16 protein-coding genes are annotated in these 21,937 nt (G+C 59.5%); 8 read left to right on the top strand and 8 right to left on the bottom strand.

Annotated features, from left to right (window positions below; genetic code table 11):
• Positions 1-163: 163 nt before the first annotated feature.
• The 3 genes from RAH32_RS09715 to RAH32_RS09705 form a co-directional block, all read right to left on the bottom strand.
• Entirely contained in the window at positions 164-1,633 is a 1,470-nt protein-coding gene (locus RAH32_RS09715) for a hypothetical protein (RefSeq protein WP_306607519.1), read from the bottom strand.
• A gap of 68 nt (positions 1,634-1,701) precedes the next feature.
• On the bottom strand, positions 1,702-3,690 hold the full coding sequence (locus RAH32_RS09710) for a hypothetical protein (protein WP_306607517.1): 1,989 nt from the start codon (positions 3,688-3,690) through the stop codon (positions 1,702-1,704).
• Between the two features lie 146 nt (positions 3,691-3,836).
• Positions 3,837-5,105 carry a DNA cytosine methyltransferase gene (locus RAH32_RS09705; RefSeq protein ID WP_306607516.1) on the bottom strand — a complete coding sequence of 423 codons (1,269 nt, stop codon included), beginning with the start codon at positions 5,103-5,105 and terminating at the stop codon, positions 3,837-3,839.
• A 1,257-nt stretch (positions 5,106-6,362) separates the two neighbouring features.
• On the opposite strand from RAH32_RS09705, the gene RAH32_RS09700 reads away from it, so the two are divergent.
• Positions 6,363-7,985 carry an AAA family ATPase gene (locus tag RAH32_RS09700; protein WP_306607514.1) on the top strand — a complete coding sequence of 541 codons (1,623 nt, stop codon included), beginning with the start codon at positions 6,363-6,365 and terminating at the stop codon, positions 7,983-7,985.
• Positions 7,985-8,824, top strand: coding sequence for a hypothetical protein (locus RAH32_RS09695; RefSeq protein ID WP_306607512.1), 840 nt, complete (start codon positions 7,985-7,987; stop codon positions 8,822-8,824). The genes RAH32_RS09700 and RAH32_RS09695 overlap by 1 nt, the downstream gene beginning before the upstream one ends.
• 434 nt (positions 8,825-9,258) lie before the next feature.
• Here RAH32_RS09695 and RAH32_RS09690 read toward each other — a convergent pair whose 3' ends face one another.
• The 3 genes from RAH32_RS09690 to RAH32_RS09685 form a co-directional block, all read right to left on the bottom strand.
• Positions 9,259-10,461 (bottom strand): RNA-dependent RNA polymerase family protein, encoded by a 1,203-nt coding sequence (locus tag RAH32_RS09690; protein ID WP_306607510.1) that lies wholly within the window; start codon positions 10,459-10,461, stop codon positions 9,259-9,261.
• Between the two features lie 74 nt (positions 10,462-10,535).
• Positions 10,536-10,730 (bottom strand): helix-turn-helix transcriptional regulator, encoded by a 195-nt coding sequence (locus RAH32_RS21515; RefSeq protein WP_373429694.1) that lies wholly within the window; start codon positions 10,728-10,730, stop codon positions 10,536-10,538.
• Between the two features lie 994 nt (positions 10,731-11,724).
• The gene (locus RAH32_RS09685; protein WP_373429693.1) at positions 11,725-12,891 is read right to left on the bottom strand and encodes a tyrosine-type recombinase/integrase; all 1,167 of its coding nucleotides are present in this window, start codon (positions 12,889-12,891) and stop codon (positions 11,725-11,727) included.
• 651 nt (positions 12,892-13,542) lie between these two features.
• On the opposite strand from RAH32_RS09685, the gene RAH32_RS09680 reads away from it, so the two are divergent.
• On the top strand, positions 13,543-14,130 hold the full coding sequence (locus RAH32_RS09680) for an outer membrane protein (RefSeq protein ID WP_306607507.1): 588 nt from the start codon (positions 13,543-13,545) through the stop codon (positions 14,128-14,130).
• Positions 14,131-14,187: 57 nt separating this feature from the next.
• Here the strand turns inward: RAH32_RS09680 and iscR are convergent, their stop codons facing one another.
• Positions 14,188-14,646 (bottom strand): Fe-S cluster assembly transcriptional regulator IscR, encoded by a 459-nt coding sequence (gene iscR, locus RAH32_RS09675; protein WP_306607505.1) that lies wholly within the window; start codon positions 14,644-14,646, stop codon positions 14,188-14,190.
• Positions 14,647-14,810: 164 nt separating this feature from the next.
• Between iscR and RAH32_RS09670 the strand changes: the two genes are divergently transcribed.
• Entirely contained in the window at positions 14,811-15,473 is a 663-nt protein-coding gene (locus RAH32_RS09670) for an alpha/beta hydrolase (RefSeq protein WP_306607503.1), read from the top strand.
• A gap of 7 nt (positions 15,474-15,480) precedes the next feature.
• Entirely contained in the window at positions 15,481-16,608 is a 1,128-nt protein-coding gene (locus tag RAH32_RS09665) for an HD domain-containing protein (RefSeq protein WP_306607500.1), read from the top strand.
• Positions 16,609-16,611: 3 nt separating this feature from the next.
• On the opposite strand, the gene RAH32_RS09660 is transcribed toward RAH32_RS09665, so the two are convergent.
• On the bottom strand, positions 16,612-17,757 hold the full coding sequence (locus RAH32_RS09660) for a Hint domain-containing protein (protein ID WP_306607498.1): 1,146 nt from the start codon (positions 17,755-17,757) through the stop codon (positions 16,612-16,614).
• Between the two features lie 234 nt (positions 17,758-17,991).
• Here RAH32_RS09660 and RAH32_RS09655 point away from each other — a divergent pair, with 234 nt between their 5' ends.
• The 3 genes from RAH32_RS09655 to RAH32_RS09645 all read left to right on the top strand — a co-directional run bounded on the left by RAH32_RS09655 (position 17,992) and on the right by RAH32_RS09645 (position 21,924).
• Positions 17,992-19,203, top strand: a complete 1,212-nt coding sequence (locus tag RAH32_RS09655; protein WP_306607496.1) for an NADP-dependent isocitrate dehydrogenase — start codon at positions 17,992-17,994, stop codon at positions 19,201-19,203.
• Between the two features lie 198 nt (positions 19,204-19,401).
• Positions 19,402-20,070 carry a phosphoribosylformylglycinamidine synthase subunit PurQ gene (gene purQ, locus RAH32_RS09650; RefSeq protein WP_306607493.1) on the top strand — a complete coding sequence of 223 codons (669 nt, stop codon included), beginning with the start codon at positions 19,402-19,404 and terminating at the stop codon, positions 20,068-20,070.
• 114 nt (positions 20,071-20,184) lie between these two features.
• Positions 20,185-21,924 (top strand): sensor histidine kinase, encoded by a 1,740-nt coding sequence (locus tag RAH32_RS09645; protein ID WP_373429701.1) that lies wholly within the window; start codon positions 20,185-20,187, stop codon positions 21,922-21,924.
• Positions 21,925-21,937: the final 13 nt, after the last annotated feature.

Raw genomic sequence — 21,937 nt, 5'->3', positions numbered from 1 at the left:
ATGCCTGGGCCTTCCTCGTGAGCGATAAGCAGCGAGAAGACACGCTTAAGGATCTCCAGTGGCGGGCCGTGGAAGATAAGCCGGGTCTCTGACCCCCGCCCGCTCACAGACGCCTCCTGGAGGCGGGCCTGGACGACTGAGGCTAGCCAAGTCGCGAGCAAGTTCATAGCCACGATACCTCGCGTCCGGGTTGCGCCTGCGGGAATGGCGGGACGAGCAGCATGCCGCTCTCGGCGTCAGGGCTATCAAGGACGAGCCCTAGCATCCGAAGCTGTGCGCCAAGTTCGTTTGAATCAATCTTCCGGTGGTCAACGAAGATGCCATACGCCGCCATGTGCTGTGCAAGCCGGTGGACGGATCGGGGACCAGAGAGCTTCGCCAGCGAGCAGTGTACGAGCATCAGGATGGCAACTGGTCCTGGAGCGCAGATCCAGGGGCTCGACTTTGCCGGGCCGCGTTTGCGCAACACATACCCCTGGTCATATCCGCGCAGGATCGGGTTCGCGACTTGGCGCTGGTACAGCGCGTGACGAGCAAACTCCATGACGTTCGAGCCCACGCCCTTGCGCAGGAGGAGGGTACGTGCCTCCCGGTCCAACAGGTCCTCGATGATCCTGCTGGCACTGGAAAGCGCGGCGCGGTTGTCCTTCACGAGCTTGCACAACGCCGCAAAGCTAGCAGCGGACGACAACTTGCCGGGAAAGGTGGCGCCGCATTCGTCGAGGCACCACAGGACTGCGTTCAAGCCGAGCCTCGCGCTAAGGTAGGTCGACGTGCGGTCCTTGAGCTCCGAAACAGCGTCCATCCCATAGGTGAGATAGCCAAAGTGACGAGGATAAATGGCCGCGCGCAGGTCATCGGGCAGTTCCTCCCCGCCAAGCGCGCGCCGCACGCACTCCCAAGCCTGTCGGTGGACCTCGCAGACCCATGCCACGTGGCCAACCGCCGCGACTCGGACCAGGGCCTCGAGCAAGCTGGTCCACTGGCGGCGCGTCATGACGGACTTTGCTGTAACTACCGCGTCGAGGTCTTGGCAAAATTGCCTTGCCGGCGATGAAAGGCCGTCAAGTTCGCCGGGCGGAAGGCAGCATGCCTCCTCGCCGTCGGGGGCCGCGATCGCCTTGCCCCAGGGCGACCCCGTCCAGGCGGAGATTTCGTCGCGAAGGAAGCGGGCGAAGACATCGTCATCGTCGTGGACGGCTAAGGCATAAAACAGGCGCGACCAGATGTCCTGCGCTGCTGTTGCATTCGCGGAGCCTAACCAGATCATCTGGCGCACGAGTGCGCCAGCTGGCCACGGATTGCCGGTGAGCCTCGCTGAGCCGGAGAAGGAAGCAGTCTCCCCCACCAGCGGCGTAACCTGCAGGAAGCGTTTGGTGGACTGGTTGGGAAGCTTCGGGCTTTCGAGCACGTGGTGGAGCAGCGTGTGCAGGCTCTCCCCGTCGAGCGCTGCGTTTCCTGGCTTGCGCCCCCGATCGCGGTTAGCGGCAATTGTCCTGTCGAGGTCGCGGCCGTTTGCCGGAACCCGGCCCTCGCTTATTAAAGGTGCATCCGGCAAGTCGAACGAGCCGATCGTCCGGTAGAGACTCGCTATAAGTATCTCGGAATTGGCATATTCGGGCGCCGGGGTCATCGCGAGCGCGGCCCCCCGGTACGCAGCGTGCGATTGAGCCCATGGGGACGCCTGGAAGTCCGCGAGGCTCATTTGCGGCCGCCGCGCTTGTTCGCGACGAAATGGCCGCGGTAGCTCTCGATCGTCGTCGAGTCGCCAAGCAAGATAAGCGGGCGTTCGAGGGCATCGCGATCGCGTACGATCCAGCCAGACATCCTTGCCCGGGTCGTGTCAAGCAAGGCAAGAACGCTCCTGGGCAAGGACGCAGGCGACAAGCCCGTCTCCAGCTCGGAGACTGCCTTGAACAGGTCGTAGGTCAGCGCGAATGACTGCGCAGTCCCGCCAAGGTCGACATCCAGAAAGCAGATCGACGGCTGCGGTCTACCATGCTGGGCTACGAACTTGGGCACTACCCGTCGCCGCGAGACGACAAGCGTGGCGCGACGCCGAGTCGGTGGGAGCGGTTGCCCGAAAGTGGTCGTCAACGACACGTCAAAGTTGTGGTCGTTGTTCAGGAGATCCTCGACCTGCTTTGCGATCTCGCGAAGGTCATGGCCGTGGCCGTCTGCGTCCGCGACCACGCGCTGGAACGCCGCCAGTGTGCCGGCGGAGGGCACGACAGCTTGCCGCGTGCCAATGCTGCGCCTGACCAGACGGCACGAAAAGTCGCGGACGAGCCGTTGGATACGCATCGCCGACGTAGGTTTCTTCGACCGGAGCCTCGGAGACGCCAGGAGCTCGTCGAGGCCCGCCAGACGTTCCAGCAGCATTCGCTCGTTGCTGGAGAGAGCGCGCTTCGAAATCGCGAACTCCAAGCCCTCGCGGACGGAACGGCTGAACCGCGTGTCGAGCTCCGCGAGCCGCAGGGTCCCGCCCCACAAGGCGACCTCGGCGTCCGGTGAGGCCATGGCCGGGTCGAGCAAGTCGACCAACCCTTCAAGCAGAGGCGCGATCATGGCCGGGACATGTCCCCCAGACCGAGATTGCAGGAAATAGTGCAGCCCCATTGCCGTGGCACTTTGCTCGTGCAGGCCCAACTCGCGAATGTCGCGCAGCAGGGACGAGGCCGCCCGCTTGTCCCACCCACTGAAGAGCGCGTGCTGATATTGCGCGGCAACGAGCCAGAACAAGGCCGGGGCACTGTCGCGCCGCGGCCGTCCACCAAGCGATGCTTCCCGGTCCTTCTCGACCATCGCGGCCGCCCATACACAGGGCTCGGCGGACAGGGACCCGAACCCAGACCCGCTACCAGCGAGCAGGTACGAGGTAAGCGAAAACAAATCTCGGAAGGCCCACCGCTTGCCACGTCCGAGCTCGAACCACCGCAGGATGGTAAGCAGCGACGTTGATTCCCGGTGGCTCGCGAGCATCTTGCGGCTGGCGCAAAACGGGCAAGCAGGACCGGCAGGGCATGTTCCTTCCGCCGGCCACAGCGACGGCTCAATCGCCCGATCAAGGATCTTCCGGGCGGGCGCATCGTCGCCATTGTCGGTCGGCTCGAGTAGCGATTCAGCATCCATTGGCCAGACTGCAACGACCGGAAATCGTTCGAGTGGCCAGCAGGTGGGTGCGTTGGGCGCCAGGCTGACAGCGCGTGCAATTTCCTCGAGAAGGTCTCGCGGCTGCTGCAGGTCGTTGTCAATGGCGTGGATCATAGCGTCGTCGAGGACGCCGCGATTAACGCAGCAGAGATAGGCGGAGTTGCTTGCCGCAACTGCTTGCTCGAGCTCTTCCACAAGCAGCATCGCCGGCGTCCGGCCGTCAATGGCGCCCACAGACGCGTCCTGGACAAGGTCGAGGTGCAGTTGCCTCGGTGATGACGAGAGGGCCCCAGCGTCGATGCTGACCAGACGCGGCACAATCCCAGACTCCGGATGAAAGAAACCGAAAAGAGCCTTGATCAGGCCACCCGCGCACCCTAATGCGTCGTCTAGGTGCTCGACAGTCCATTCGACAGCCTCGGTTTTGCCGTTCCCTGGCCCGCCGACCAGCAGAACAACGCGGGGCACGGACGCGTCGCCGGCAGCTAGGCGCTTAATCCATTCTTCAAGCCTTCCGAGCAGGTTCGTTTCGAACACCTTTATGCCCGGCCGGCCACTCCGGCGATCGAGGAGACGCCGGACCCCGCCACGACGGTTGCCCGCCCAGTCAAGGAGACCGTTCGGGAACGCAGGCTGTTCGCTATTTATTGTCGCGCTTGGCTGGAGCTCCATTTCCCCACCGGCTATGCCGCCACTCTTTCCGCAGATGCCTTCGCCATTGCATAGGCAAGCAAGACCTCGCCCCATATCTCAGCGACAAGGGGAGGCACGGCATTTGCCACCTGAGTAAAGCGTGGCACTTCTCTGGCGCGGAGCTCCCCGCCCGTCGTATACTTCCCCTTGAATACGAACCAGTCGGGGAAGGTCTGTAGGCGGGCGTTCTCACGCACCGTCAACGTGCGGGGCTCATCATAGTGCAGCAAGTCGTCCGGCATGCTGGTAATCGTTGGCGACGGCAGCGACGGGTCAAGAACACGGGTGGCCATTTTTTTGATGCCGTGCTTGTCCCGCATCGCACGGTTCAACTGGACAGCCAGCCGGCCAGACTCTTTGCACTCGCGAATGATGCTGGCGAATCGCGCCTCAATATGCGGCCGGTGGCGAGCGAGGCGGGTGTCGGACACGGGCCCTTCGTGCCCATCCTTCATCAAGCGCTGAAAATCTGTCTGAGGGCTCCCAGCTCGAATTGCCAGATAGCCCTTGCTGTCTGGGCTAGGGCAAGTCCCAACGCGCGAGATCTCCAGGTCGGAGATCGCGTCGCGGGAACTAATGCTGGCCGAGATCGAGCGCGCAGCTAGGAACTTCGACTTTGACGCGAGCAGACGTGCAAAAGGATCGTCGCCCTCGGGAAGCTGGTTGATCGTTGCCTTGAGCAGTCCGACCAGGAAGAAGCGCGAGCGTCCCTGCGGCACGCCAAACTCCGAGCAGCGAATCGTATCAGAGTAGACGTGGTAGAAGCTTCCTAGGCGAGCTACCAGTTCCTCAGCAAAATTCCGGCGATCGCCATGCTCGCGCCCCACGAAGTCGTAGGTAATGCCGCGGACATTCTCGATGAGCACGACGCGGGGCCTGACAAGCTCCACGAATTCCATATATCGCTCGACCATCTGGTTGCGCGGGTCGGCTGTTTTGCGCCGTCCGGCACTTGAAAACCCTTGGCAAGGCGGGCCTCCAGCCAGGAGGTCGACTTGTCCCCGGAGAGCCGCAAGCTGGTCTCCATGCGTCTCCATGAGCGCCTCGATCGTCCATGGCTGCACCGTGAGCCAGTCCGGCCAATCGAAGGAATAGCGCGCGCCAGCTCCAACAAGGTTGCTACTGAGCGTCTCAAACGCAAAGGCATCCTTCTCGATTGCAAATAGTCCACGCCAGCCCGCCTTCAGCAAGCCCAGGCTCAGGCCGCCGCAACCAGCAAACGCGTCGATGAAAACTGGCTTTTTCTCTGCCGTGTGCACACTTCCCCCACGAGCCCCATGCCCAACAGCAGGGAAGTAGTCATGTTCGTGTAACGTTTTGCCAAACGGAGCGCCGTGAGGCAAGCGTTAGGATGAGCCCCGCCGCTCGTCCTGCCATGTTTTATGGCAGGACGATGGCGGTTATCGCTCGGCGCCCCCACAGCTTCGTCGCTGCCGTTAGATTGCTCCACCATCAAGTTCTCGAAGTGCGGCAGCCCGCCGGCGTCAAGCCCTTGCATGTCCCCTTCGGCTGGTACCAAGTTCTCAAGGTATGCGGCAATCTTTTCAGGGGTGAGGCCGGGTAGCGCCGCCGAGAATTCCGTGAGCTGCGTGGTTAGACCACAGCTATTGGGAAATACCTGTCGTCGACACTGTCGATCAGGTGGGCCCGCGTTGGCACCAGATTGTTTGTTCACATCGCACGATCGCTCTCCCCACTGCTTGCGGTGCATGCGGCGAGAGGCCAGTCTTCGGTTCCTAGCCGGGCGGAGCACCGTGGAGCATCGCCTTGCCAAACACTGTCGCCATCGCCGCCACGGCACCACAACAGCTTGCAGGAGATAACTTTTCCGTACGAGCCTGATGATAGGGACGGGCTGGGTCGTGAACGCGACTCTTGAACTCGGTATTGAACAGGGTCAGCAAGGTTCGCCCTTGGACAAGATGTTCCTGACTGCCTCGACGAGTTACAGTCGGACGAACTCGGGGTCCCGTGAGAACAGCTCTCCTTCGGACGTAAATGCTGGGATGATGCGCACAGAGGTTCCTGTCTGCCCGGAGTCGCTCGACGTGCCTCCTAGCAATAAAGTCTATGAAGCCGAAGTCCGCCTCGGCTTTGGAGAGCAAGTCTCGCTCCATGATGAGGAGCCTATCGATTTTGTTCGCGGCGACGTTCGTGTCCCCTGCATTTACAAAGACGGTAGCCTGACCGTTGCCCCGGCTGGAAAGGACGCGGACCTTAGTGTTGATCTCAAGGTGACGGCGACCAGATGGCAACGATCGCGTCCTTGTAGCTCCCGGCCCTGTACTCCCTCACCACCTTGTGGATGGCCAGGGGCTACAATGCAAGAATCTTGATCGCATAAAGAGGGTGTAGGCGGACATATCTTCCAAGCGTCGGCTTGCTCTTCCCAAACGGCTAAGAATCGCGTCTGACATCAACGGAAACTTGGAGTGGAAAGTGCTATGCAAGTTGTGTTTAGAGGGCGATCCGGCAGGAGCATAAAGGCCCCGCTCGGAGAGGGCGACGTCCTTGAATTGATCGAAAACAACTGGGATGATTACGGGCATTCGACAACTTTCAACACCGCCTGCCGCATAGGAGGCGAAATTCTCGATCTCGGCTCTGTCAAGATCCTCTTCGAGGGCAAGTTGTCGAGCGGCGGCGTCCTCCGAGAAGCAGTGGCAGCAGGTTGGGATGGCGTTTTCCCTGTCGAGGGCCCATCATATATTTCCGTTCCAACGGAAATATCTTTCTACGAGCAGCTCGTTTCATCACTTGGCGAAGACGAAGCAAGCGCAATTGCCATCGCTCTGAGAGATGCTAGCTATCTTATCGAACTGCGAAACGACGATGAAGCCAAGAGGATGTCAATGACACCGGGCTTTGAATCTTCGCTGCAGCGCGAGCGCGGAGCCCAAAATGCGTTCCAAGATGGCTGGAAGGCTTTTGCTAAGCAGACAGCGACGGCAAACAACCTCGGTTTTCGGTTTGTCGACTCGAACGGCGAGCTCCAAGAAATCGTCTTAACTTACAGGTCGCCCAGCCTGCTTCCTCATGACATCAACGTTCTCATCGGTGCAAACGGGATCGGCAAATCTCAATTGTTACACCAGATCGTTCGCGACTGGATCGATGACGACACTGGCAAAGCCACCGGCGCACCCGGCTTCATAACCAGACCGAGCCTTAGCCAGATTGTTGTTCTGTCCTACAGCCCCTTCGAACGCTTCCCTATAGCGATGGCGAAGGATGGTATCCAGGACCAGGATGCATACAGGTATTTTGGTCTCAGGGGACCGACAGGGCAGGCAGATGGCGGAGTTAACGACGATGTCCTTAGTCTTGATGTTCCTAAGGCTGCGACCGCAAAATCGCTGCTTGCCTGCGTCTCCGACGACATCAGGTTCCGTGCGATGAAGGCGTGGGCAAAGAAAGTTACAACCGCAGAAGAGGTGCTAAAGTCCGCGTTCGACTTCGACTTTGCAGCAGTCGAGGTAGACAAAGGCGATCCAGAGGAAATTGCTAGCAAACCCCTCATGCGGCCGCATCCCGTATTCGACGGCCCGAACGGCGAGCAGTTCGTACGTATCTCGTCTCGAGACCTCGCGCATCTCGCCCCGGAAGCTATTGCGGAACGGATTCGCGCCGGCACGGGAGTGGTGTTTTTCAAAGACGGCTCTCAACTCCATCTGAGTTCAGGACAGCGCCTTTTTTCCTACATTATCATCAATCTCCTGGGCATAATGCGCCGTAACAGTTTGATCCTGATTGATGAGCCGGAACTCTTTCTCCACCCGACTTTGGAGATTCAGTTAGTGGATATGCTGAAGGAGATCTTGAAGCAGTTCAATTCCAAAGCTCTTTTTGCCACTCATTCAATTGTAACCGTGCGAGAGATCCCTGCTGACTGTGTCCATGTATTTGTTGGTACAGACGACGGGATAGTCATTCAAAAACCCCCATTTCAGACGTTCGGTGGAGATATCCAGCGCATTACCTCATACGTCTTCGGCGACCGCGCAGTTTCAAAGCCATTCGAGTCGTGGATTAAAGACCAATTGAGCCAACGCTCCGCGACAGAATTGATTTCCCTCCTCCGTCACGAACTGAACGAAGAAATGATTATTCAAATTCATGCAATCGGCCGGAAGTCTTGATGGTCCACATATTGAATCCGCCCGCTATTGATAGCGTTGCGTTGATAGACCAAGTTGTTGCCGAACGTCAGAATGGCGTGAACAAGAACTTTTTCAATGGAATGGTTGCGGAATGGCGTCAAAGAGTTCAGGAGTATTTGGATAGACAAGGCTCACCTGCAGCGGTCGAGCAATGGGCTGCCGTCGAGCCGCGCAAGAGCACACTCATTAATCTTTACAAAAAACCAGCTGATGGCTCAGTCCAAGGAAATGCGCTGGCGCAGCTGCGCGACCACCATCTGACAATCTGCCCTGCCTGCGGAGAAGCCGGGCGTCCAAATACTCTCGACCACTTCTTGCCAAAGGGTGCCTATCCTCACTTCGCAATCATTCCTCATAATTTATTTCCTATGTGCGATGCATGCCAGGGCGCGAAAGGGGAAAAAACCGGTGACGCGGACGATCCGAAGTTCTTCATCCATCCTTACTACGATCGCTTCTCGACGCCCAAACTTGTCTCGCTCACTATATCTCCTCCCTTCGCCACGCCGACATTCCAACTCTGCGCAAATCCGGCATTGCTAGAAAACGAGCAAAAGCTCGTCTCACGGCATTTGTTAGAACTAAAAGTTACCACTCGCTTCATCGACTTCTTCCGGGAGCAGTATCGACGCATTCTCCGGCTTGCTGCTGAAATCCGAGAAAGCGATGGCGACCTTGCCACAACGTTCGGATATTTTCGATCTGATGCAAACTCTATCTCCACCAACTCGTGGGACTGCATCGTCTACGACGCCGTTCTATCGAACGGCGATCTGATCCAGTATCTATCAGCAGGGGAACTCCCATGGCTCCTATAACGGTTGCAGCTAAATATTAGGTTCGAAAATTTCACGGATATTGAAGCCTTAAACAGGAGTGGAATTGGGAGATCATGCGCTCTATGTACGAGACGCAACAGCCGCCAATTCGCGCGAGGCAACACCCTCCACCGCGAAAATTGACACCACGATCTATGCTAATGAGATCCTAAGGGCCAAAAATGTAGTAGCAGCCATGAAGCGTAGCGTTCTGGTGTGAGCGCGACCTATCAACGCGAGACGAAAGGCAGCTTCGCCCTGCATTGCTGCCTCTCGAAAGTTAGCGGGCCAGACTGAGGCAAACACGCGACAGCTTGGGAACAATTTGTTAGGTGGAAAGCACCGGGGTTAATTGTATATCCGGTTTCTACTGTTTTCACGCCTCGGGCCTTTTGTAGTAGTTAGATCGTAACCTGTTTAAAGACATCTCCTATTCACGGCGATGCGGTTGTGATGCGGGACTGAACGCATCTCAGCAAGGCGCTCAGCTTCCGCGACTCGTACGCTTCCGCACCTTCCCACAAGGGGAAAGCATTGAGGAGGCTCCGGTGCTCACGGACGCAGTGCTTAATATATTCGCTTAGCTTTTCTTTGGAAAGATTTGAGCGAATAGCCTTGTAGGCTTGGCTTCTTATCTTTCGAGCTTTTCTCTCATTTCTTTCGGATATCTCGGGATTCAGGGACGACACCCCAGGGACAAGTTTATATCCCAGGAAATCGAAAGCCGAGTTGAGCGCAAATTTAGCGTAAACCTCTCCTACCGTCAGAGGTCCAGCAGGGTGGGTGCGGAGTTTCTCTCGAAGTATAGTCTTCATGGTCTCGAGCCCACATTTCGTCTTCGCCATAAGAAGAAAGTTGTCTGCGTAGTTTATTACCACACCTGCTCCGCTAGCAAGAATGGCTTGGCAAACTGGCGCTAACAACAGTTCCGCGACAAAGGGTGAGACTTTAGAGCCTTCGATCAACCCCTGCTGGGCCTCGTCCCAATCTTCTCCATGTAGCCCGCGGAACAGTTCCATGGGTGTCAATGGAATGTCATGGTCGTGGTAGATGACCCTCCTGGCAGTATAGGACAGGTCAATGTTGAGTGATGCGGCACTTAGCACATGTCGAACCACTCTTTCGGGAAGATGGAGCATTTGTTGAATGCCAATCATCCCGAAGCTCTTGTAACAGCGTTTTATATCTAGTTCTGCGATATGTATGTAACCTTCAGTATAGTGCCTTATCACTTGCTGCACGGCCGCATTTCTGCCGCCGTTCATCATGGTCTGAGCACGCGACACGTTCCATCTAGCTTTCAGCAGATTTCTCAGAAGAATTTGCCGAGCCCTGTTTTCAGTTCCGAAGCTCAAGATATAGCGATACTCGTAAGCTGATTCGTCACGTGCAACGAGGTCTAGAAAAACAGGTTCACCACAAGCCTCGAATACATTCATCCGCTCCGCGAGCTCTGTCACACTTCGCTGGCCAGCTCGCTTGTTCTGTTTGATTGCTTCAGCTGCCGCGACGTACTTGCAGGCATGAGACGTCAGGTACATACGAGAGTAATCGTGAAGACGTTTTATAGATTTCTCTCTTGCTGACACCTGCACCTTTTCGGCCAGCTTGCGTTCTGTACGATGAAATTGCGACATGATGTTCTGTACCAGTTTTGCTTAGCTTGCGTTGGGTGATGGATTTGCGCACCCGGTGCGCAGAGGTTCCGGTTCTACAAGTGTTTCTCGTTCGGGGTGCCTCTTGCGATGAAATCGCAGATGTCTGACATCCGCCACCGCGTTATTCCGCCAATACGCAGAGGAGCGGGCAAGGCACCTTCCGCTGTACGTCTCCAAACGGTCGCTCTGGAGCAGGCCAGCATTCTAGCTACGTCTGTATCACGGACTAAATATTCTACCTGCGCCATGTTGATACCCTCAGTAATCCTCTGAGACTGAGTTATCCGTGGCATTAGCTCGCAAAGCTACTCCGCAAAAACCGGAATTATTGCCGTAACGTTTTAGGTATGTCGCTTGATGATCTTGAAGGAGCTGCCGATTTCGGTAGTTGTTCGTCGGCGTAATCTTCCGCGTGACCTTCGATTAGACGGCGCGTTCGGAAGTGAAGAGAATCCCATTCATTGATCCAGTAAGATCTAGGGTCATTGAGGGTCTTTTTATGGTGTTGGTTGTCAACACCTCGCAGTACGGCGACCGAGGCTTCCTGACTAAGCCTTGTGTTTCGACGGATGAATGCTGCTGCGTCAGAAATGCTCCGTGGTGAGGCCTGTGCCCAAGTGCCTCGTAGAAGAAAGTGAGTCAGGCTAGCCGCTTCAAAAGCCGACCGTATTTCAGGATTGAAGGGGTCAAATAGAGCGCTCTGCTTCTCTGAGACACCTGAAATAAAGAGACGTATAGGAGGCAGGTTCCTGGCAACGGGACTAATCTTTTTGTCTTTAAGGCAAGCGCCAACTTCTCGTTGCCACGCCCTAATCCGGTTATATAGCTTAGCCTGCTTCTGTTGCGCTAAGAGCCTTTGTAGGCGTCCCCAAATCGACCCTCCGCGCCCGCGTTGCGCATCGGACCGCTGTAAGATGCCGTCCATAACTTGTCCCTGTAGGGCGTGCACGAAGTAGTCGGGCAGGGGAAGATTGTAGTCCTGGCAGATGTGAATTCCGTCGAGACTAGCTAAAGGGCTTCCTAGTTCGTATCGGAGCTGAGCCCTCCATATAGTAAGTGTGATCGTATATGCTTCACTGCAATGGTCCGGGTGTCGTTTGAGAAAGCGGTAAACGTTCCGGAGATGGGGATGGCTGGAAAACAGTCCATTGGTTCCGCACAAAGGAGGCGGTTCTCCCCAATGTAGCCAGTCAAGGCGCTGGGCACGCTCTAACAATGTAAGCTTTAGAATAGCTGACACGTTCAAATAATCCTGACAACTTTCCCGGTGGTTTCCTCCGAAAAATTGCCCCATCGCGCCATGAGCTCGGCACGTTGCTCAAATAGGTCAGACCTTGCATACGCACGCTCTACCTTTCCTCCTACTGTATGTGCTAATGCGAGTTCTGCAATCTCTCGGGGCGCGCGAGCTTTCTCGCTGCACCAGTCTCGGAACGTGCTGCGAAAGCCGTGGGTTGTTACGTCTTCTATGTTCATTCTTTTATACAAGGCTGCAAATACCGTATCCGACATTTGTCGCGCACTTCCATCGATGTTCCTGTGGTGGCTTGGAAAGAGGAGCTCGCTGTCCAGGCCTCGTATTTTCTCCAAGACGGCCAGGGCCTGTTTTGATAAAGGCACACGGTGTTCAGTTCTCCCCTTCATACGAGAAGCAGGAATAGTCCAAACGTTATTCTTAATCTCGCTCCATCGTGCCCCGCGGGCTTCTCCGGAGCGAGCAGCAGTAAGAATTATGAACTCTAAGCAACTTGCCGATATGCCATCTCGGCTCCTAAGTGATCTGACGAATGCGGGCAGTTCAGTCCAATGGAGAGATGCCATATGTTCCGGTCTTTTGGAAACTCGCGGAAGAGCTTTAGAAATGCCGTTAAGGGGATTTTCGAAAGGATAGTGCCCGGCTCCTTTGGCCCAATCAAATACTGAGCTAACTCTTTGCTTTATGCGTTGGGCAGTATCGTTTTTCGCCGCCCAGATGGGACTAAGAATTTCTAAAAGATCTGCGCTTGTGATCGTTTCAATTTGGCGCCTGCCAATGACGGGGAACACGTATGCTTCCATAGACGCCAACCAGCGACGACTGTGAGCGGTGCTGCTCCAAGTCGCCGAGAGGCTGACGTGTAGTCTCTTGGCAGCTTCCTCAAACGTCAGCAGTTGGCGATTGCGATCTAAACTCGGATCGCCGCCTGCCCGAGCAATTTTTCTTAGTCTTCGTGCTTCTTCTCTAGCTTCGCTAAGGGAGACGAGTGAAGCGGAGCCCAGTCCAAAATCCCGCCTTCGCCCGTGGACAACGGTCCGAAGGACCCAGGATTTGGCGCCTCCTCGTCCAACCTTTAGAAGTAGGCCTTCGCCGTCGACGTACACCCCGGGATCTTTTACGGTCTCAACCTTCCGAGCGTTTAGCTTGCCCATGTGTTTCCCCACAATTCTTCCCACACTGCGCATACTACCAGCTGAGACTAATTGCGGCAAGGTGATCATATTTATTCTGAAATACGTTAGAGAAGAGCTAGTTAAGCGGCGGATTGAGACGGTGTGAGAAAATCTGTCGGTAGCCTCCTCCGCTACCACGGTTTTTTCCCTCAGTGTCTTCGTGAATCCGCCTTCTGGATCGGTTCACCCTTGTCGTGCGCCACTTTGATGACGCAGCATTTTCCAGGTGTCGAAGCGTTTACCGACAAGGGACAGCACGTGTTGTTACGTTGGGAGAGGACGCGGGTCACTCGGCTTGTGATCAAAGGTCATCAGAACAGGCGTAACCTGGGACAGGCGCAGGCTGCCGGTTTGAACCTGGCTGCTGTCATCGGTGCGCCACGCCAAGGATAGGCGGCAGGCTGGGCCAGGGCAGCAGCATATATGCCCTAGCAGCGTATCATCTAGAATCGGTGGGAAGACCGAGAGGGTAGATCGGATTTTTTAAATCTCATCAGTCACTTTTCCGATAGGGTCACAATTCGGCAACAGTTCTTGCACTCACTGCAATGTTGGGATGGAATGCCTTGGCCCTGGTCATATCTAGGGGTCTCGAGACCAAGAAGCTCGAAAAGAATAAGGAGACTACCCATGAAACTCGTTGCCCTTTCGCTTGCCGCCTCGCTGGCCGCCTCGGCTGCATTTGCCGGTGGCTATGTCGCCCCGGTCGTGGACACCGCCCCCGTCGTGGCGCCTGTCGTGCCGGCCGAGGCTGGCACGGACTGGTCCGGCTTCTATGCGGGTCTGCAGTATGGCCAGGGTAGCGCCGAACTGTCGGATGACGATTTCGACAGCGACTATGACGCCTATGGCCTGCACGCCGGTTACCTGTTCGACTTCGGCCAGGTGATCGCCGGTGCCGAACTGGATTACAACAAGGCCGATCTGGACCAGGGTGACGGCGATGGCGACCTGTGGCGCCTGCGGGGCCGCGTCGGCTATGACATGGGCCGCTTCCAGCCCTATGCGACCCTGGGCGCCGCCCGGGTGTCAACGAACGACGCCGCGGGCGACATCTCGGAAATCGGGATCACCTATGGCCTGGGCGCTGAATACCTGGTCACCGAGAAATTTTCGGTCGGTGCGGAATACAGCCGCAGCGACTTCTCGGACGTGATCACCGACGGCATCGACCTGGATACCGACCTGGTGCAGGTCCGCGCGTCCTATCGCTTCTGAGAGGCCGGTCCGGTGCTTCAAGGCGCGGTCCCGAAAGGGGCCGCGTTTTTCGTTGGCTCAGTCGTCCACCACGCTGAGGATGCGGGGCAGGGCGGGGCAGGGCAGCAACTGGTTCTTCGCCACATCGGCCAGCGAATGATTGTGCAGGAAGACATAAACATGCGCCGACAGGCTTTCCCACAGCCGGTTCGACAGCGTCTGCGCCCGCGATCCCGAAACGCCCCCCGACGCGCCCGCGCCGACATGCATGGCGCTGACGGTTTCATCGACGGCTTCCAGGATTTCCGCGATGCGGATCGTTTCCGGCGGACGGGCCAGGCGATAGCCGCCGCCCGGTCCCCTGACCGATGCCACCAGGCCCGCGCGGCGCAGGCGCACGAACAGCTGTTCAAGATAGGGCAGCGAGATGTCCTGACGGCCCGATATCTCGGCCAGAGAGGTCAGATCGTCCCCCTTTGCAATGGCCAAGTCGACAAGCGCGATGATCGCGTAACGACCCTTGGTTGACAGTTTCATCGGCTGGCTCCCCTCTTGCCATCGGGTCGGATTGACGACGCGCGCACTGCCGCGCTATGCCGCCGGGGCGCGTTTCTTGCGCAATCCAGACCGACATCCCAGATAGCGGTCTAAAAGCGCCACGCAGATGCGTCAAGAAACCACCGTCATGTCGAAGGAAGACGATGCCAGAGCTGATTTTCCCCGGTCCCGAAGGGCGGCTTGAGGGCCGCTATCACCCGCAACCGGGCAAGCCCGACGCCCCCCTTGCCATCGTCCTGCATCCCCACCCGCAATATGGCGGGACGATGAACAACCGCGTCGTCTATAACCTGCATTACGCCTTCCACAAGCTGGGCTTCACCGTGATGCGGTTCAACTTCCGCGGGGTGGGGCGCAGCCAGGGCGAATTCGACCAGGGCATCGGCGAGCTGTCGGACGCGGCATCCGCGCTGGATTACCTGCAGGCGATGAACCCCAACAGCAAGCATTGCTGGGTCGCGGGCTTCAGCTTCGGCGCCTGGATCGGGATGCAGCTGCTGATGCGCCGCCCGGAAATCACCGGCTTCATCAGCGTAGCGCCCCCTGCGAACATGTATGACTTCAGCTTCCTGGCGCCCTGTCCGTCGTCCGGCCTGATCATCAACGGGACCGCGGACCGTGTGGCCCCGCCCAAGGATACCAATGCCTTGGTCAGCAAGCTGCGCGAACAGAAGGGCATCACCATCACCCACGAGGAAATCGAGGGCGCGGACCATTTCTTCCGCGACGACGAGGCGCATATGAAGCCGATGATCGATCTGGTGCAGTCCTATGTCCGCCGCCGGCTGACCGAAACCAGCCGCTAGGGCGGTCGTGTCGGATCGCATCGCCCGCCAGTTCGCCTTCCTGGCCGAGGCTGACCGGCTGAAGTCCGTGGACCGGGCGAATGTCCTGATGGACCTGTCCCGGCCGGAAAACAGCGCCGAACACAGTTGGCATGTCGCCTTGCAGGCCATGGTGTTCGGCGCATCCGATCGCGCCATCCGAATGCTGCTGCTGCACGACCTTGTGGAAATCGACACGGGCGACCAGCCGATCCACCTGGATCACGACGCGTCCGCGCTGGCCCTGGCCGAGGTGCGGGCGGCACGCCGCATCTTCGCTCTGTCGCCGGATTGCGATGCCCTGATGGACCTGTGGCAGGAATTTCAGGCCGGCGCCTCGGCCGATGCCGCGATGGCCAGGCGCATGGATCACAGCCAGCCGCTGTTCCAGGTTCTGCTGGCCCCGCAGCCGCTGCCCGACCATCTGGACATCGTCCGCGCCAATCTGGACGGCGGACGCGCGGCGCGGCTGGCCGCCGAATGGCCCGAGGTGATGGCTTGGGCCAGGGCTGCCCTGACGGGTTCACCGGGTCCCGATGACGACCTGTCCCGCCGCCTGCGCTTCCTGGCCGAGGCCGATGCCCTGAAATCGGTCCTGCGCGCCAACCTGCTGATCGACGGGTCGCGGCGGGAAAACAGCGCCGAACACAGCTGGCATCTGGCGCTTTACGCCTTGGTCTTTGCCGATCTGGCAGGACCGGGCGTCGATGTGGGGCGGGTCATTCGCATGTTGCTGCTGCACGATCTGGTCGAGATCGACGTAGGCGACGTGCCACTGCATTCCGCAGGGGGGCAGGCGCACGGTTCGGCCCAGATCCAGGCGGCCGAGGCGGCGGCTGCCCTGCGCATCTTCGGCCTGCTGCCGGACGCGCAGGCCCGCGATTACCTGGCGCTGTGGCAGGAATTCGAAGCCGCGGCCAGCCCCGACGCGGTCTTCGCCAAGGCCCTGGACCGATGCCAGCCCGTGATCCAGAACCTGCGGTCAGGCGGGATCGGCTGGATCGACTATGGCGTCACCTTCCGCGATATCGAGACGCGGGTGGGCAGCAGGATCAGCCTGGGCGCGCCGGACCTGTGGCATTGGCTGCGCGGCGAGGTCGCGGCATTCTTCGCCTGACGCTCAGCTTGCCAGCGGCTTCTGATTCGCCGCATGGCGCGATGCAAGCTGCAATGCCTTCTTGCCTGTCACGAAGGGCCGGGCGCCTGGGAATGGCTCGGCCGCGTGGCGAAGCTGCGGGAACAGGATGAAAATCTCGGCCGCGGCATCGCCCAGTGCCAGAAGTGCCTGTGGTCCGGGATACAGCGATTCGGTTTCCGCACCGTTCGATACCAGGATTTCATGGGCGTCGAACATCAGGTGGACGTAGGTGACGCCGGGTGCGTCCGTCACGATGTCGATCCCTTCGATCCCGGTCAGGTGCTTGGCGGCGATCAGCAGTTCTTGTGCCTCAAACATGCGCGCGGCGATGGCCGAGCGCACGAGGATGCGGTGCTGCTGGGACACCAGCAAGTCCTGCGCGGGCACATTGGGACCAAGCGCGCCGGCGGCGATGCGGATCGGGCAAAGGGCGGGCCTTTCGGCCATTTCCGTCGCCCCGACGTGGCGCCGGCCCGTCCAGCGGACCGGCCGGGGGCCATTGTCGCGGGTCATCACCAGATCACCCGGCCCGATCTCCTCGACCCGTCGGTCGCCGAATGGGGTGGCGATCAGCGTTCCGGCGGTGAAGCATGTCACCGGCAGGTCATGAATCGTGGGCCGGAACGAGATGGTGGCGACATAGGTGTTCTGCGGATAGGGATCGGCCGACAGGATCTTGACCGCCCGCAAGGCATCGATCCCGTTCCATTCCGGCAAGGCGTCCTTCGAGGGGCGGAAGAACATGTCGCCATTGGCCATCTGGATCATCACGCCATTCTGTTGCGCCGTGCCCCCGTCGGGGAAGGTCAATTGATAGCGGACCGACAGAAAGCCGGTAATCTCGGTGCTGACAGCCTCGTCCGTCAGCGGGGAAGCATAGGTCATGCGTGAATTGGTCACGTCATTGCCCCAGCCGTCCCGGTTGAAGGTGGTCGCAAATGCCTGAACCCGCTGGCCATTGATTGTAACCATTCGGGTATCGCCGCTGACACTTACCGCCTTGAGCTGTGCGGTGCCTACGGCGTTGTAATCGGCCATGCCGTCCGCCTCGGCATCGGTAGAGGGGGTGGTGCTGGTCGCATTGACCGAAGCCCGGTTGCCGAACCACATCCAGTCAACGGTCGCCATGAAAACACCTGATACATGCGGAACTTGGATATTCTCATAGCGGCACGCGGCCGGGAAAACATCCGCCGTTTGCGTCTCAATTTCCTAAAAATATAATTAAAACAAACATTAAGGAGGGTGTCGTCGGCCAGGCGGCGGATTGACGCAGAAACTGCATACCGCTGCATACATTCTTTCCTTTGCCGGACATCCCGGCTATAGCCGCAGTCGAATCCAACGCCAAAGGGAATGCCCATGTCGAAGATCAAGGTAGCCAACCCCGTCGTCGAACTTGACGGCGACGAGATGACCCGGATCATCTGGGACTTCATCAAGCAGAAGCTGATCCTGCCCTATCTGGACGTGGATCTGAAATACTACGACCTGGGCATCGAGGAGCGTGACCGGACCGAAGATCAGATCACCATCGACGCCGCCAATGCCATCAAGCAATACGGCGTGGGCGTGAAATGCGCGACCATCACCCCTGACGAACAGCGCGTCGAGGAATTCGGCCTCAAGAAGATGTGGAAATCGCCCAACGGCACGATCCGCAACATCCTGGGCGGCGTGATCTTCCGCGAACCGATCATCTGCCAGAACGTCCCGCGCCTGGTGCCGCACTGGACCAAGCCGGTGATCGTTGGCCGCCACGCCTTCGGCGACCAGTACAAGGCCACCGACTTCCGCTTCCCGGGCAAGGGCAAGCTGACCATCAAGTTCGTGGGCGAGGATGGCGAGACGATCGAGCACGAGGTCTTCCAGGCCCCGTCGTCCGGCGTGGCGATGGCGATGTACAACCTGGACGATTCGATCCGCGATTTCGCCCGCGCCTCCATGAACTATGGGCTGCAGCGGGGCTATCCGGTCTATCTGTCCACCAAGAACACCATCCTGAAAGCCTATGACGGCCGCTTCAAGGATCTGTTCCAGGAAGTCTATGACGCGGAATTCGCCGACCAGTTCAAGAAGGCGGGCATCCATTACGAACACCGCCTGATCGACGACATGGTGGCCTCGAACCTGAAGTGGTCGGGCGGCTATGTCTGGGCCTGCAAGAACTATGACGGCGACGTGCAGTCCGACACCGTGGCGCAGGGCTTCGGCTCGCTTGGCCTGATGACCAGCGTGCTGATGACGCCCGATGGAAAGACCGTCGAGGCCGAGGCGGCGCACGGCACCGTGACGCGCCACTACCGCGAGCACCAGAAGGGCAACCAGACCTCGACCAACTCGATCGCGTCGATCTTTGCCTGGACGGGTGGCCTGAAGCACCGCGCCAAGCTGGATGACAATGCGGCGCTGCTGAACTTTGCCCAGACGCTGGAGAAGGTTACGGTCCAAGCGGTCGAGGACGGCTACATGACCAAGGACCTGGCGCTGCTTGTCGGGCCGGACCAGAAATGGCTGACCACCATGGGCTATCTGGAAAAGGTGGACGAATACCTGAACAAGGCGCTGAGCTGATCCGCAGGAAGCGGGCCGGGCATTCGCCCGGCCCTTTTCTTGCCTCCGGCGGGGATATTTGGACCAAAGTGAAGCAGCCTTTCACTTTGGTCCAAATATCCTGGGGGAGGCGCGCGGCACGCGCGGCGGGGGCAACGCCCCCTTTCTTCGGAGGGCAGGTTGCGCTATGTGGCGTGCCATCCCAGCAGGAGCAGCCTCATGAAAGCCGCCGTCATCACCTTTCCCGGATCGAACTGCGACCGCGACCTGGCCGTGGCGCTGGAGCAGGCGGGCGCGCAGGTGACGCGCGTCTGGCACAAGGACCATGCCCTGCCGGACGGCACCGATCTGGTGGCCGTGCCGGGCGGCTTTTCCTTTGGCGATTACCTGCGCTGCGGGGCGATCGCCGCGCATTCGCCGATTGCCGGGGCCTTGCGGCGCCATGCGGAACGGGGCGGCTATGTCCTGGGCATTTGCAACGGCTTCCAGGTCCTGACCGAACTGGGACTGCTGCCTGGCGCCCTGATGCGCAACACCGGGTTGACCTTCCTGTGCAAGCCCGCCGTCCTGAATGTCGTCACCGCCGACAGCGATTTCACCGCAGGCTATGCCAAGGGTCAGCAGATCACCATTCCGGTGGCCCATCACGACGGCAATTACCAGGCCACGACCGAAGATCTGGCGCAGCTTCGGGACCAGGATCGCATCGCCTTCACCTATGGGCCGGCGATCAACGGTTCGGTCGGCGATATCGCGGGCGTGCTGTCCGAAAACCGCCGCATCCTGGGCATGATGCCGCATCCCGAACGCGCGGCCGATCCGGCGCTTGGCGGCACCGACGGGGCGGCGCTGTTCCGCGCCCTGGTGGCCGGGGTTGTCAACGCCTGACTTGAGCAATTCGGCTTCTGCGCCTAGAGTGCGGCAGTTCTGCAACATGGCCGGGTTTCACAGGTGATCGAAGACAGGGACAGCGTCAACGCGTCAGAGCGTTTCCGGCCACGGCTGTCCCAATTCGGCAACCCGTGGTGGCTGCGCGCGGCGGTGGCGTTGATCTTTGCCCTGGCGATCCTGTCCGTCTGGACGACGAATGCCTGGCTGACCGCCCGCTTTTCGGAAAACACCCGTGTCCGGTCGGAACTGCGGCTTGCGCTCTATACCGGCAACCTTTTGTCCGAACTGCAGCGCACGGCAGTGGTGCCGTTGCTGCTGGCCCGTGATCCGGCGCTGATCGGGTCGTTGAACAGCAACGATTTCTCGACCACCTCGGCCCGGCTGATTGCGGCGCAAAAGGAAATCGGCGCGGCCTCGATCCGGCTTCTGGATGCCTCGGGCCGCACAGTCGGGGCCACCGACCGGTTCCAGTTGGGCGCGAACAACGTCCTGTCGCCATTCTATGTCGAGGCGCTGCGGTCGCGTGACACGGTCTTTACCGTGGCAAACGAGGGCAGCGGGTATGAATTCACCTATTCCCGTGCGGTGGTTGCCGATGGCAAGACCCTCGGGGTGATCGTCGTCGGCGCCGACCTGTCGCGGCTGGAACGGTCCTGGGCGGGCATTTCCGACGCCGTGGCCGTCACCGACAGCGAAGGCCGCATCATCCTGGCGACCGAACCTCGATGGCGCGGGCTGACCATGCCCGAGGCCCTGGCCGTGCGCGACGCGCCATCCGCCATCCAGCGGGCCTTTCAGGTCACGGCCGACTGGACCGCCATGCCGATCGACGCCTATGTCCAGGGCCGGGCCGTCATGCAGTCCGAAGCGCGCATCCCGTTCCGCGGCTGGCGGATGATCAGCTTCACCACCTATGCTTCCGTACGCGAACAGGTGAACGCGATCCTCGCGCTGGAAATCATGGGATTCGCGATCCTGCTGGCTGGTGCGTTCTATGTCCTGTCGCGCCGCGCCCGCAGCCAGTCGGTCGCCTATATGCGCGAATCGGCCGACCTGCGCGCCCTGAACATGCGCCTGACCCGAGAGATCGCCGAACGAGAGCGGATGCAGAAGGAACTGCGGGTCGCTGAACAGACCGTCCAGCAAAGTTCGAAGCTGGCGGCTCTGGGCGAGATGTCGGCAGGTGTCAGCCACGAATTGAACCAGCCTCTGGCCGCGATGAAGACCTATCTGGCGGGGGCGCGGCTTCTGCTGCAACGCGGCCGGGCCGAGGAGGCGCTGTCCAGCTTTCAGCGCATCGACGACCTGATCGAACGCATGGGCGCCATTACCCGGCAACTCAAGTCCTATGCCCGCAAGGGCGGCGAGGCGGTCGAGCCGGTGGATCTGCGCGCTGCCGTCAGCAGCGCCCTGACCATGATGGAACCGCAGCTTCGCGGGCGCGCCATCCGCGTGACCCGCAACCTTCCGCGCGGCCCGGTGATGGTCATGGCCGACCGCATCCGGCTGGAACAGGTCATCATCAACCTGCTGCGCAATGCCGTCGATGCAGTCCGCGACAGGCGCGATGCCCGGATCGAGATCACGGTGGAAACCGGCACCAATGCCCATGTGCTGGTGCGCGACAACGGGCCGGGCATTTCGGACCTGGAAAAGCTGTTCGAACCCTTCTGGACCACCAAGAAACCGGGCGAGGGGACAGGGCTGGGGCTGGCCATCTCCTCGTCCATCATGGCCGATTTCGGCGGTCGCCTGACCGCGCATAACGGAGACCAGGGCGGCGCCGTGTTCGCGGTCGAGATGCCTTTGCACAAGCCGGGGCAGGCCACGCAGACGCTGGCCGCCGAGTGAATATTCGAGAGAG

Source organism: Paracoccus yibinensis (genome assembly GCF_030846195.1).
Lineage (GTDB): Bacteria > Pseudomonadota > Alphaproteobacteria > Rhodobacterales > Rhodobacteraceae > Paracoccus > Paracoccus yibinensis.
Note: the sequence above shows the minus strand (reverse complement) of the source record. Positions and strands in the feature narration are given on the sequence as shown.